Genomic DNA, 15,020 nt, shown 5'->3' with positions numbered 1-15,020 from the left:
AAATTATTTATTAATAGCGTTTATTACTTCTTTATTAATCTGATTTACCTCAGAAAAATTCATTTTATCTATCTTACGATCATAGGTCATGAAACCATTTACCTCGCCCTCCACATCAGTAGTCTGTGTGTAGACAGCCGCAGAGAATCCAACTTTTGCCAGCTTAATAAGCTGATCAGCATACTCTTTATATTTTGCAGTAGTTTTACCTATATTTTTAAACTGAGTATAGCCCCAGTTTTTATCCGTCTGCCATAAATGCCCTTCTACAGGAAACCCAATACCTCCATATTCTCCAAGTACAGTTACTCTTCTTGCATCATATAATTTTAAATCAGGTCCCGGATAATGGTGAATATCAAGAATATCTCCCGTTTGAAAATGGTTTCCTCCGCTTGAAGAATTTACCAGCCTGCTTGAATCATAATTTTTGGTCCACTCTGTAATTTCCACAGTTTTGAACTGCCCCCATGCTTCGTTAAAAGGCACCCAGACTACAATACTTGGATAAGAATATAATTCGTCCATTATTTCTTTCCACTCTTTTCTGTAAGTCGCTTCGGACTGTGCAGTTCTTTTTAATTCATTGCCATCAAAATATTTGTGCATTTGCCATATCGGACCTTCATCGCCACTTGGCATATCCTGCCAAACTAAGAAACCCATTTTATCACAATGTGTATACCAGCGGGCAGGTTCGACCTTAACATGTTTGCGAATCATGTTAAAACCTAATTCTTTAGTCTTTACAAGATCATATTTCAACGCTTCATCTGTTGGCGCAGTATATAAACCGTCAGGCCACCATCCTTGATCAAGAGGTCCGAATTGAAAAACATCCTTATTATTAAGCTGCATTCTTACTATACCATCAGCATCCCTTTTAGAAGAAATTTTTCGCATAGCAAAATAGCTTTTCACTTCATCGACAACTTTTCCATTACTAATCACCTTAATTTTTGTATCATATAAGAAAGGTGAATCTGGCGACCATAACTTTGGATTATTAATTACAATATCTAATGCCTGACCTGTGGCAGCTCTTCCAGATGCTACACTATTTGCTCCATCAAATACTGAAACTTCAATAATATCACCCGCTGAAGCACCTTCTATTTCACTTAAAATACTGATTGTATTGTGATCAATATCGGGAGTGCTTCTAACATTTTTTATGTACTTTTTATTAACTGGTTCCAACCATACTGTCTGCCAGATTCCAGTCACTGGCGTATACCATATTGATTCAGGATTTTTGACCTGTTTCCCGCGTGGCTGCGTTCCTTCGCTTGAAGGATCCCAGACTTTTACGACTAGTTTTTGAGATTTTCCGTTTAAGAACGGAGTTATATTAAAACTGAATGGCACATAACCTCCAGTGTGAGTTCCAATTTTGATGTCATTAATCCAGACTTCTGTTTTCCAATCTACTGCACCAAAATGCAAAAGAATATCTTTGTTTTTCCAATCAGAATTAACTGAAAAAGCAGTTTCATACCAAAGTTCTTTCTCGGCACCTACAGATTTCATTACTCCGGAAAGGCTTGATTCAACAGCAAAAGGTACGAGGATTTTTCCATCATACGCTTTTGGCGCTGTTTGTCCTGCCGGCAGTATTGCATAATTCCATAAGCCATTTAGATTTTTCCATTGGCTCCTTTCCATTATTGGTCTGGGATATTCAGGAAGAGTGTGATTAGGATCCACCTGATCTGCCCATTTTGTTTTTATTTTGTCACCCTGAGGTTTCCATTGGGCGGCGGCTGATAAACTAGCTAATGCAAAAAGTAAGATTGTAAATTTGTTCTTCATTATGATGTTCTATTTTTTAGATTTTTTCAAAAGGTCTGCTATTGCTTTTTCAACGATAGGTTCCATAATCTTATATCCCGCTTCATTAGGATGAACTCCGTCATCACCCAATTCTTTTTTTAGTCCCAGCGAATCATTTACCATTGGTGTATAATAATCTACAAATGGAATAGTGTGCTCTTTAGCATATTTTTTCAGTAAAGCATTAAGCGCAACAACTTTCCGTCCTGGTTCCATTCCAGGTCTCCATGGAAAATCTGATGCTGGAAGTACTGAACAAATTATTACGTCAATGCCATTGGCTTTTGCCAGTTCGGCCATTGAAAAAATATTTCCAGCAGTTTCTTCAAGAGTCATCGGCCCAGTATTTTGAGCAATGTCGTTTAAACCAGCTAGTATAACAACTACTGATGCCTTACAATTTACAACATCCTGTCTAAATCGCAATAACATTTGCGGTGTTGTCTGTCCGCTTATACCTCGATCTATATAAGGTTTTCCCGCAAAAAATGAAGGATGTGTCCGCAGCCAGCCTTCTGTTATAGAATTGCCCATAAAAACAATTCTTTTTTCAGAAGCCATCGGAGCGGCTAATACAGCATTTTCTTTTTCATATCGTTTTAAATTGGCCCAATCCTGAGCATTAGAACAATTCATTACAAAAAGTGTTATAACCAAATAAAAAGTCAATGCTTTATTTTTCATTCTAATTTTTTAAAATTTATGACAGCATATAATTAATTGTATAAAACCTGCAGGCATTTCTGCCTGCAGGCATTAAACTAATCAAACCACTAATTAATCTAATAAATCCTCTTTATTAAGTTTTGCAGCTGCTTCTATCAGCATAACACCGCTTAACTGTGTTGTAAGATCGGTAGCTCCTGTAGGAAGGGCATTCCATTTAGGCCCACAAAACATTACAGGTCTTTTTATACCATCATTATAAAATGTCTGTGCATTAAACTCAAGAAATTTCACAAAACTTTCATGATCTGTAGAGTTTATAGTAGACTCTTCTATAAGTTCTGTAAAATAGCGTACAAAAATACCTTTGAATAATCCTCCATCACCCTGGCCTTCATCTTTCAGCAGACCTTCAGATACTAGTTTTGGGCTTGTCAGAGAAGTTTTGGCTGATTTTAAAGCATCATTTAAATAAGACTGATCTGCCGTAATTTGATACAGCCTTAATCCTGCTCCTATCCATGTTCCCATATTATAAGTAAACACCCAGTCTTTGTTTGTTGTAACTACACCGCTAGTTTCGGAAATATTATCCCATACCAGCCCTGTAGCAGGATCAACTAAGTTACTTTTCTGCCAAGCATAAATTTTTTTTGCCCACTCTAGATCATCAGCATTGTGACTGATTTCATAAAGACGTAAGGCAACTATCGCTGCAGGAGCATTTGACACTGCATTCTTTTGCTTAGGAGTATCCTGTTTCCAAGTTATACCTCCGCCAAAAACGTCATCACTCCAGCTTAATTTTATTCTTCCCCAAAGGTAATCGGCAACATCTTTGTATTCCTGATCATTGGTCGCTACAAACGCCCTAAGGCTAGAATTGGCTAACCAAATCATATCGTCATTAAAAACGTTGTTATACGTATTTCCGTTCTTCACTTTAATACCCTGAAGCAATGCTTTCATTTTTGACAAATAATTATCGTCATGAGTTCGCAAATAACCATCTACCAGCACGTCAAGCATGTGGGCGTTTGGCCAATAATTAAAATTGCTGTTGCCTGCATTATCCTGGACAAATGTTCCGTTTGAACCCAAATATCCATTATAGGTAGCAGTTTGTAAAGAATCCGCAGTTTTTGCCCATGTATATTCAAATTTTGTTCCCCCTCCAGTCGAAGGATCTATTAAGGGAACTGGATCATCATCACATGAAACAGCCGTTATGCCCAGCCCAACAACCATTGCCATAATTACACTTTGGCGTATCGAAATAAATCTTTTCATATTGTGTGTGTTTTTAAAGCTTCTCTTTAATTTATATTAACTAAAGAGAAGCCGTATTTATCTAAAGTACTGTAAAACTATGAGTGTAAGCGGTAGCAGTTGCACTGAAATCAACTACAGCATTTACATTCTTGTTATCAACGGCGCCATCAAACTTAAAGCTGTTTGCCCAGAAATCGTTAGTTACAGGAACCATATACCAGTATGCTGGAGACGTGTTAGCGTCTGGTCTGCTATTGTCTCCGTTTACGCTTCCAAACCATTCTTCAGCTCCTGTTCCAGCGTTGTCTACAGTAAATTTGAATTTGTAACGTTCATCTCTACCCCATGATTCTTGCTTGAATACAATAAGCTTGTTATCTGCTTTCCAGATTCCTTTTCCTGCATAAGTGTATTCAAAAAGATATTGTCCAAGAGGCGGAAACCACAATTCAATTTTTTTGATCTCAGTCATTTTAGCAGAACCATCGCTAAAGTCAATTCTTATTCTGTATACCTTATCAGTTCCAGCAAAAGTAGTAGCCCCATCTTCTTTTAACTTGCCATTATCAATATAATAAGTTTCTGGAGTGCCATTTTTTCTTGTAATGAATTTGTATTGACCTGCTTTAAGCTTGGTATAAATTTCATAAGTAGAAGCCCCTGTTTTTTTGAAAGGAACAGCATCTGCTACAGCATCACCGCCTTCAGAACCTGTACCTGTAACAAACAATTGATCTGGCGTAGGGAAACCTCCTGCTCTTTGTACCTGAATTACTCCAGAAACTGCAGATTTCACAACATTTAATCCTTTAGTAGAATACACTGTCCATTTTAACTTTCCAATGGCTTCTGTCTCAATTCCAGCCATTTCGGCTATCTTATTAAGCTGTGTAAAAGTTAAATTTAAAGCTGGCTGAAAACCTTTTCCATCAGATGGGATTGTAAACACTGGTTTAGAAAAATCTCCATTTTCAACATCAAAAAGTACGTCATAAAGCACCGCACCGTTATCTTCAGCTTTAGCTCCTTCCCATTCAAAAACGGCAGAACCGCCAGGAATAGCAAGGTTAAAAAATTTATCATTTGCAGGAGCATATAATGCATTTACAGCACTTACATTTGTATGGCTCATTGTGTCATCATCCTGGCATCCAACTGCCAATACTGAAAACATAAACAGGAATAATTTTATATATATATTTTTCATCTTTTTGTTTTTTAAAATTTATGTTCTAATACGATTACCATCCTGGATTTTGAGAAAGATTTGGATTAATCAAACGCTCATCTGCTGGTACTGGCCATAGATAGTGCTTTTCTGGGTCAAATGATCTCAAGTTTACTCTTAAATAACCATTGTCAATTGACGAAACACCAAATTTTGCACCATGAGTCCATCCGTTCAATACATCTTCGGCTATTTTCCATCTTCTGATATCAAATATTCTTAAACCTTCCATGCCTAATTCTGTACGGCGCTCATTTCTTATCACTTCACGAAGTCCAGCCTGAGACAATGAACTATCATAGTTTACAGCCGCAGGATCTACAAATCCGGCACGCTTTCTTAAAGCGCCTATGGTAGTATTCCATCTATTTGCATCTAGCTTACTTACTTCATTTTTAGCTTCTGCGTTCATCAAAAGGATATCAGCGTAACGAAAAAGAATAAGATTTAACCCTGACTGTAATGATGTTGTATGCTGAGGATCAAAATATTTACGAGTATAGTAACCTGTAGACGTAGCTGAAGACCCCGACACATATTGATCAGCAGAGGTGTTGTTTGGATCTGGTTTAATAGAAATAGTACGTGTAGTTCCATCTTCATTTTTCCATAAATATTGATCGTAAACTACAGTACCCGTAAGCCTTGGATCCCTATTTGTATAGGGTTTGCTTTCGTCATAGCCAGAGCCGGTTTCATTTATTTTTTTTCCGTTAAGCATCAAGTAGCTGTCTACCAGTTCCTGTGTTGGAGCCAAAGCATTTAATCTGGCACCAGCAGATATTGGAGCAATATCAAAGAACTCACCCCACATTTTAAATTGAGGGACATACTGCAGGCTCAAGATATCTTCGCTGTTATATTCATTTTCAGGAAGAAAAACACCTTCATAAGATGGAAATAGACTATATGGACCATAAGTTCCTGCTATTATTGCATCAGTTGTTGTAACCACTTCGGCCCAGCGGCTTTCATATAATAGCACTCTCGCTTTTAAAGCCATAGCGGCAGCTGAGGTAATTTTTCCTTTTTCTCCAGCAGGATAGGTTTTAGGCAAATCAGCCACAATACCATTAAGCTCATTGAGAATGAATTCAACCACTTCGGCATGCGAAGTACGGCTTATGGTTAAAGCTTCTGCTAACGAAGGATCTTTTGAAACAAGTGGAATATCTCCAAACCATGTTGTAAGCTGAAAGTGCTGAAATGCTCTTATAAAACGTGCTTCTGCTTTAATTCTTGCAATGATTTTTGGATCTGCACTTGGTATACGGTCAATATTTTCAAGCAGTAAATTGCAAGATTTTATTCCCGTATACCTATTTTTCCACTCATCTTTCAGCCTGCCCAATGATGCGTCATGTGTACCTGCTGCTAGTGATGCAGCACCTGCATTATCTCCCCTCCCATTATATGCGTTATCAGACAAAGCTTCATTATAAAAAAAGTAATTGCTGGTCTGCATCTGCGAATAAGCCTTATTAAGCATAATTTGTGCTTTATCTACGCTTGTCCAATAATTCGAATCGGTAAACTTGTTTTCTGGAGCCAAATCCAGATTCTCACAGCTTACTGTAACTAGCATGAGAAAGATGGGGATTAGCTTTAATTTTTGTACAAATATATTTTTCATGATCGATTTTTTTAAAAGGTGACATCTAAACCAAGTCCATAATAAACTGGTGTAGGATAGGCTCTACCACTATTTCCGCCTGAAGGCACCAAGCTATTATTAAACTCAGAAAGTTCTGGATCAACAAATTTAACTTTAGATAACGTCAGCAGGTTTTGCCCAGAAACAAACATTCTAAAGCTTTTAAGTCCAATCTCTTTTATTGCGTTTTGAGGAAGCGAGTATCCAATCTGTAAATTTTTAAGCCTTGCATAAGCGCCGTCATATAAATACATATCTGATCCTCTTCTAAAGTTATTGGCGTTTGACTGTGTCCCGTTATTAGCCAAACGCGGATATGCAGCGTCTGGGTTTTGTGGCGTCCAATAATCCAATTGGTGTGTGTACATTGTCATACCATAGTTGTAATGAAAAGGCTCAACGAGTTCACCTCTTATCATCATTGTTCTCTTGCCTACCCCTTGGATAAATATATTGACATCAAATCCTTTGTATGCAATATCATAAGTTACACCAAAAGTGTATCTTGGGAAAGGGTTGCCAAAAACAAATTTGTCATTATTATCAATCTTCCCATCTTTATTAAGGTCAACATAGCGGTTATCTCCTGGCTGAACAGTTAGTCCAACTGGCACTGCTGCACCTTGAATCTCTTCATAATTCTGGAAATATCCGTCTGTCTTGAAACCAACATAAGAGTTATAAGGTAATCCTTCACGACGCAGTACTTGTAATTCCTCAACTCCCAGAAGTTCTTCCTGACCATTATTGTAGTCAAGCACTTTGTTTTTAGAATCTCCTATATTTACTGAAAGATTGTGGTTAAATAATTTTCCAGCATGTCTGTAAGTAGCAGTAAGTTCCCAGCCTTTATTTTCCATTTTACCAGCATTGAAAACAGGAAGACTAGCGCCAAACACACCTGGTACCTGCGGCGGAATTAGAATATCTGATGTTACTTTATCAAAGAACTCAAACGATAATCCTAATGCACCATTAAAGAAATCTGCTTCAATTCCTGCGTTAAAAGTAGCGGCATTTTCCCATTGAATATCTGGGTTTGCGAAGCTGAAATCTGTACCGCTGACAACTGAATTATCAAATCCATAAACACCTGGAGAAGCACCATATGTAGTTTGATACTGATAGTTACCCACATTCTGGTTTCCAACAATACCATAGGATGCCTTAAATTTAAGATTTCCAACAGAATTCCTATATCCTTCCATAAAGTTTTCTTTAGTAAGGGCATAACCTACTGCAACTGAAGGGAAGAAACCCCATCGATTCTCTTCGGCGAATTTTGATGACCCATCATATCTGAAAGCAAATTCCGTAAAATATTTACTGTCATAATCATAAGAAGCACGCCCGATTAATGAGTTAAGGCTGTTCTCACCCGATTTCTCGTTAGAATTATAGGTTTTAGGATCTATTATAGTCTCGGTGATTGGTGTTCCCAGATCTGGATCCGTAAATTTTTTGTAGACACCTACTCCCCTTTCTTTGAAATTTTCACCTGTCCCTCCAATCATAGCACTTACATTATGATTGCCAAACGATTTATTAAACTCCAGCATTAACTGCGAATTCAGCTCAACAATTTTTTTATCTTCATCTTCTGTATTGGCATCTGCACCAGAAACTCCTTTAGGGAAATAATGTACAGCTTTAACTCTTTTGTACATGGTATTAGACCATACACGTCCACCAACAACTCCTCTTAGCTTTAAATAATTGGTAAGTTTCAATTCAGCATTTAACGATCCGAAAATATCATCATTATCATATTTTCTGAAACCACCCTGCTCTAAGATACCCAAAGAGTTGAATTCCTGAAGAATATCATTAGTAAGATAATTACCGTTTTCATCTTTTTGCTCATAATATAATGGCACCCTGAAGGCATCAACCATCAATGTACCTGTACTGCCTGCATGATCTCTAATTTTTTGCTTAGAATAAGCTAGTATAGAAGTCAGCTTGAAATTACCAAATTCATTGGTAAGATTAATTCTGTAATTGAATCGCTCCATTCCTTTCTCTGGACCAACAAAAACACTCTCATTATTCAAGTATCCTAAAGATACCAGATACGTAGAATTTTCATTTCCGCCAGTAGCAGATAAATTATAATTTTGCTGAAGAGCAGGTTTTACTATTTCTTTAGCGAACCATTTTGTGTCGCCTTTTTCCTTCATTTCGGCAATCTGCGCAGCAGTAAATACGGCGCTAGTTTCTCCTGAGTTGTAGGCTGCTTCGTTTCTGAGCATTGCATTCTCATAGCCATGCACTGGCTTAGTGAAAAATTTAGGAGTATTATATCCTATAAGACTGCTAAACTGTAAAGTCATAGGGGATGACTTGTTACCTTTTTTGGTGGTAATAAGAATTACACCACTACTTGCTCTTGAACCGTAGATAGCCGCACTACCAGCATCTTTCAATACAGACACACTCTCAATATCAGCTGGATTAAGTGCATTAATATCTCCGCCTGTTATACCATCGATAACTATCAGCGGGTTACTATTACCTAAAGTACTTACCCCTCTGATGTTAATATTAACACCAGCACCCGGCTCAGAATTAGTCTGCTGAATAGTTAAACTAGGAGCTTTTCCCTGGAGAGCCGCAGTTGCATTAACGCTAGGCCTGTCCTTGAAGGCACCGCTGCCAATTTTATCTACAGCACTAATAAGTTTTGCTTTTTTCTGAGTTCCGTATCCTATAACAACAATCTCGTTCAAGTCTGTGGCTAAATCTTTCATTACAATAGTTGGATTCAAACCATCGCTGGCTCTCTTCTCAATCGTTTGCATTCCAACAAAAGAGTAAACAATTACTGATTGAGAACTAACTACAGATAAAGAAAAATTTCCGTCGAAGTCTGTTTGAACAGCATTAGTCGTCCCTTTTTCAGAAACAGTAACTCCTGGAACAGAAAGCCCTGTTTTATCGATCACTTTTCCTTTTATAGTAGTCTTTTGAGCAGAACTGGGATTGTTTTGTGCAATACTACTGCTAATACTAAAAAACAGCAACAATAAAATAATTAGCCCAGTATTATTAAAATTATGGCCTAACGATTTTATTCTACTTCTCCGAGGAGGCACAATTTTTAAGTTAATTTTTGTTTTCATTTTGGGTTTTTTTCATTTTGGTTTATTATTAATTGAAATTATGTTAGTCGACAGTACAAACATACTAAAACGTTTTAGTAAAAAAAAATAAAATTATATATCTTGAAAATTTTTATAGAAATTTATACATAAAAACTTTTTTAACATTAATTTAATAATAAATTGATAAAAAAAACGCAAAATGAAAGTAATTATTCAATCATCAGTACTTTTGAGAAAGAGGCAAAAATGATATACTTATAGGAAAACTTCTTTTTTTTTTATTAAGAAATAAAATATTTGTCATTATCAAAAATTGCAATCTTATTCTAATCTTTAATTTTTGAAACAAATTAAACTTTTGGTCAAAATAGAAATTAGAGAAGCTGATGCATTAATAAACTATATGATAATGATATTGTGATTTTTAGCAAAAAATCACGTAACTTGACTGGCTTATTTTTATTACTCAAACACACCAAAAACCAAAGAAAGACTAACAGCGTCATAAGAACGTTAGTCTTTCTGGCTTGTTCAAGTTATCGGGCAGCTTATTTTTGGATCTTTGACTTAAAGACCTATCCAAAAACCAACTATGAAAAGCTATTTTAAAGCAATCGTAATTCCATCAGTAAGCGTACCAGAACCTGTATACGTTTTACCGTTAAGTAATACAGTCACATTTATTTTTTTTACTTCTTCATTGATATTTCTTTTACCTTCTGCATTTGAAACTTTTATTACAACAGTATCATTATTTTTTACAGCATTAAATGTTAACATAGCGTAATCCCCTTTCTCGAATCCGAATCCATCCCCAGAATCAATATATAATTTTCCATTCGCAATACCATCTGCATCTAGACAAACAAAAAGACTCAATGGATCAAAGGAATTTTCTCCAGCATTCTGAATAACTTTACCAGCGGGGATAATACTTCCGCCCTTGATACTTAATTTTGCCTGATACTTATCCGTTTTTTCACCTTCTATAAGGTTTAGCTCTTCCCAAATACCCGCTGGAAGTGCAGGCTCTTTAGCAAATGCAGGTACTACTAAAAGGTTTTCTCCTAACAAAAAAACCTGATCTTCAGCTCTTAGTAACGGGTCTTTAGTGTCCGCAAAAAATACTGGACTCATTACCGGCATACCATTTTTTGAAGACTCATAAAACAGGGTGTATAAATAAGGCAGCAAACGATAGCGTCTTTCTAAAGCAATACGCGATGTTTTTTCGATCTCTTCTCCATAAGCCCATGGCTCTTTATTATTTGTCCCAGCACATGCATGTCCGCGTGCAAAAGGCATAAATGCTCCAAAACCAAGCCAGTTTGCCCATAAATCGCCATTTGTATCTCCAAGAAAACCTCCAATATCAGGTCCATTAAAAGGCTGGCCTGACAATCCTAATGTAAGAGACATCGGCACAGATAATTTCATATGTTCCACACTGGCGTAATTATCACCTGTCCAAGTCGCCGCATAACGCTGTCCTCCCAATAAATTAGAACGCGTCAAAAGAAACGGACGCTTAGCAGGATTGGCTTTCAATATACCTTCGAATGATGCTTCAACCATCAATCTGCCATATGCATTATGATATAATAAGTGAGAACCTTGTGGCAAATTACCGCCTCCTTTATGAGGTGTATCGTATGGCATTGTACCAAGGCGTTTATCTTCTGGAAAATCATTATCATTAACGGCAGGCTCATTCATGTCATTCCACACACCATCTATTCCTGTACTTAAAAAATCTTTATACAGTCCGCCCCACCACTTTCTTGCTGAAGGATTGGTAAAGTCTGGAAAAGCGCAATCACCCGGCCATACTTTGCCGTGATACTCTTCTCCATTGTTTTTCTTAACCCAAACATCATTTTTTGTTCCTGTGTTATAAACCGAATATTGTTTATCTACTTTTACACCTGGATCAATCATATAAACAGCCTTAAATCCTTTTTTATGCAAATTGTCGTTTAAGACTTTAGGATTTTTAAATCGGATACTGTCAAATGTAAATACTCGGTATCCCTGCATATAGTCGATATCCATCCAGATAACGTCACAAGGAATTTTCTTTTCTCTAAAAGTATCAGCGATTTCCATAACTCGTTTTTCACTGTCATAAGAAAATCGGCATTGGTGATATCCTAATGCCCAGCGGGGAGGCAGCTTGATAGTGCCTGTTAATTCTGAAAGACCTTTTATTACTTCCTGAGGCGATTTTCTATCAATGATATAAACTTTGAACAGACTGCCTTCAGAATTATAAATAATCTGGTTAGAGTTTGTAATCAATTCAGCCTTCCAAGTACTGTCGAAGATAATTCCAAAAGCAGAACCATCGGGACGAACACCCATAACCCATGGATGTGTCTGGTACAGTCTTTTTCCGCCTTCTACACTGTATGCACCAGTATCTGTATTCCATAATTTTATAGACTTACCGTTACGTAAAAGAGGACCTGTAACTTCTCCTCCTCCATATAAGCTTATATTTCCTTCCAAATTTAAAACAGCACCTGCATTATTGTTTTTTAATGTAAACTTGGGAGTCAAAGTCCAATCAGATGGTATCTTACCTTTAGAGTTTGGGGGAGAGACTAGTATTAATGATGGGGTTTTATTTTTATCAAACCCTTTAGGTACAAATTCTACTATTCTATTGCCCACCAATGACGTTTTGAGCAATGGAATTTCCTGAGCTGCAGATCCAGTAATACATACTGAAATAAAAAAGATCGAAAATATGTTTTTTAGATTCATGATGGAAACTTAAATGTTATTAAACTTTTACGAATGTAAATAATACACTAAAACGATTTAGTAAATTAAATATAATCCGTTTGATTCTATAAAAATTTATAAATCAATGAGCATTAATTTACCTTTAGATAAAAAAATGCTCATGAAAAAAATCAGTGCTTGTTCGAAAATTTATAAATAGAAACAGTGTGATAAACTGATTTTGGCTCTAATGTTATTGATGGAAAATCAGGCTGATTTGGTGCATCAGGAAAATGCTGCGTTTCTAGGGCAAAGGCTGTTCTGTAACTGTCTTTTGCACCCGATTTAAACGTGTTTTTTCCCTGCATAAAATTGCCACTGTAAAACTGAAAACCTGGTTCTTCTGTAAAAACCTCCATTACAACACCTGATAAATCACCAGTTATTGACCCTGCATTAATCATACTATTTCCTTTAGAGTGCTTTAATACAAAATTGTGATCGTATCCGCCTCCATTCTCCAATTGAACATTATTTGAATTAATTCGTTCGCCGATGGTATGAGGAGATGTAAAATCGAATGGTGTGCCAATAACAGTTTCAATTTTTCCAGTTGGAATTAAACCTTTATCAACAGGCGTATATTCCTTAGCATTGAATTGTACAATATGATTTAAGATACTTCCATTTCCTTCTCCATTTAAATTAAAGAAAGCATGATTGGTTAAATTTACAACTGTTGTTTTATCAGTTGTGGCTTCATATTCCATTCTTACTTCATTATCCGCCGTTACGCTATAAGTAACTTTTACTTTCAAGTTTCCAGGAAATCCCATTTCGCCATCTGGAGAAGTATAAGTAAAGACTAATGTTTGATCATTTATTTTTTCAGCATCCCAAACAACAGCTTGATATCCTTTTGTTCCCCCATGCAAAGCATTTTCTCCGTTATTAACCGGAACACTATACTCTTTCCCTTTTAAAGTAAATTTTCCTTTAGCAATTCGATTACCCACACGCCCGATAGTTGCTCCAAAATAAGGTTCAGTTGAGCTTTGATAGTCTTTAATACTTTTAAAACCCACCACCACATCTATAAATTCGCCGTCTTTATTTTTAACCAATAAACTAACCAAACGCCCCCCGTAATTGGTAAAAGCAGCCTGAATAGCTGCATTCTTTATCCAATAGAGATTTACTTTTTTTCCTTCAATTTCTTCTGCAAAATTACTTGAATCAAGAACTATTGTTTGTTTATTTATATTTTCGCTTAGCGATTTATTTGATTCTTGAGTACCAGCCTGTTCTTTTTTCTGACAGGAAGTCTGAAGCAGCAATCCAAAAAAAAGAATGGCCGCTAATTGTGCGTTTTTCATTTTTTATATGTTTAAAATTTCAATTATTTGATAGCAGGAATAGCTACAGGAATTCCTTCGGATATTGCATCGCCAATAACCGGGTTTCCTTTTTTATCCCATTTTATCTGCTGCATTCTAGGTGATCTTTTTACTCCGCATCCATCTCCAGGATTTGAATTTGCGTGGTATAAAATCCAATCTTCTTTTCCGTTTGGCGATTTAAAAAATGAATTATGTCCAGGAGCATACACTTTTGTTTTATCTGATTGCTGCAAAATTGGCGCATCAGATTTTACCCAAGCCAAAGGATCCAATAAATTATCTTTTCCTATAAATGTGAGTAATCCTAAGCTGTAATTATCCGTCCAGCAGCCACTTGCCGAAAAAACAATAAACGCTTTGTTTTTATGCGACAGAAATTGCGGTCCTTCATTTACATTTACCTGCGCTGGATTTATATCATCGTGCAATGCGCCATGCAGTTCCCAAGGATTTGTTGGTTTTGAAATCCTAACTCTGTCTCCGTCAATCTGAGTAGGGCTTTTCATTTTGGCAATATAAATATCCTGCTGTCCATTAGTATCGCCTTCCCAACCGGACCAAATCATATACAATTGTTTTTTATACAAAAAAACATTACCATCAATTGCCCATTTATCTGTTTGTGAGGCAATTTTCCCTTTAAAAATCCATTCGCCTTCCATTGGATTTTCAGAATTATTTTCTAAAACATACATTCTGTGTGTGTTATTCGATCCATTGTCTGCCGCAAAGTATGCATACCATTTACCATTTATAAAATGAAATTCGGGTGCCCAGATATCAGCAGAATAATCGGTATTCATTGGAGCGGTCCAAATGATTTTCTTTTCAGCATTTTTTAAATCTGCCAAATTTTTAGTTTTCCAGAGAACCAGCTTGTCCTGCATAGTATGGGTATAATAATAATATCCATTATGGTAAGTGCTGTAAGGGTCGGCACCATAATCCAGAATAGGATTAGTAAATGTCTGCTGTGCCGATATTGTATTGCTTCCGATACAAAATAGAATCAGTAATAGTGTTTGTTTCAGTATGGAATTATTCTTCATTATATTTAAATATTTATTTTTATTTTTTGCAGTCAATTTGCGGACATATTCATTCCATAATCTAATTAGTCATTTCTTCTTAATCCG

The 15,020-nt window shown here is 36.4% G+C and carries 9 protein-coding genes; all 9 read right to left on the bottom strand.

The window, feature by feature from the left end; all coding sequences use genetic code 11:
- Window positions 1–3 precede the first annotated feature (3 nt).
- Window positions 4–1,812, bottom strand: a complete 1,809-nt coding sequence (locus tag C8P67_RS17450; protein ID WP_115814469.1) for a glycoside hydrolase family 2 protein — start codon at window positions 1,810–1,812, stop codon at window positions 4–6.
- Between the two features lie 9 nt (window positions 1,813–1,821).
- On the bottom strand, window positions 1,822–2,517 hold the full coding sequence (locus tag C8P67_RS17445; protein WP_115814468.1) for an SGNH/GDSL hydrolase family protein: 696 nt from the start codon (window positions 2,515–2,517) through the stop codon (window positions 1,822–1,824).
- A 93-nt stretch (window positions 2,518–2,610) separates the two neighbouring features.
- Complete coding sequence (locus C8P67_RS17440; RefSeq protein ID WP_115814467.1) at window positions 2,611–3,789, bottom strand: glycoside hydrolase family 76 protein; 1,179 nt, start codon at window positions 3,787–3,789, stop codon at window positions 2,611–2,613.
- Between the two features lie 61 nt (window positions 3,790–3,850).
- Window positions 3,851–4,978 (bottom strand): SusE domain-containing protein, encoded by a 1,128-nt coding sequence (locus C8P67_RS17435; protein WP_115814466.1) that lies wholly within the window; start codon window positions 4,976–4,978, stop codon window positions 3,851–3,853.
- Between the two features lie 34 nt (window positions 4,979–5,012).
- Window positions 5,013–6,632, bottom strand: a complete 1,620-nt coding sequence (locus C8P67_RS17430; protein WP_115814465.1) for a RagB/SusD family nutrient uptake outer membrane protein — start codon at window positions 6,630–6,632, stop codon at window positions 5,013–5,015.
- An 11-nt stretch (window positions 6,633–6,643) separates the two neighbouring features.
- Window positions 6,644–9,775: a SusC/RagA family TonB-linked outer membrane protein gene (locus C8P67_RS17425; RefSeq protein ID WP_115814464.1), complete on the bottom strand. Its 3,132-nt coding sequence runs from the start codon at window positions 9,773–9,775 to the stop codon at window positions 6,644–6,646.
- 582 nt (window positions 9,776–10,357) lie between these two features.
- Entirely contained in the window at window positions 10,358–12,523 is a 2,166-nt protein-coding gene (locus C8P67_RS17420; protein WP_115814463.1) for a TIM-barrel domain-containing protein, read from the bottom strand.
- A 152-nt stretch (window positions 12,524–12,675) separates the two neighbouring features.
- Window positions 12,676–13,860 carry an aldose epimerase family protein gene (locus tag C8P67_RS17415; protein WP_115814462.1) on the bottom strand — a complete coding sequence of 395 codons (1,185 nt, stop codon included), beginning with the start codon at window positions 13,858–13,860 and terminating at the stop codon, window positions 12,676–12,678.
- A gap of 23 nt (window positions 13,861–13,883) precedes the next feature.
- A complete protein-coding gene (locus C8P67_RS17410; RefSeq protein ID WP_211319929.1) occupies window positions 13,884–14,933 on the bottom strand; it encodes a glycoside hydrolase family 43 protein in 1,050 nt (349 codons plus the stop codon).
- Window positions 14,934–15,020: the final 87 nt, after the last annotated feature.

It is taken from the genome of Flavobacterium aquicola, assembly GCF_003385115.1.
Lineage (GTDB): Bacteria > Bacteroidota > Bacteroidia > Flavobacteriales > Flavobacteriaceae > Flavobacterium > Flavobacterium aquicola.
The sequence above is the reverse complement of the archived record's forward strand: the minus strand, read 5'-3'. Positions and strand labels throughout refer to the sequence as shown.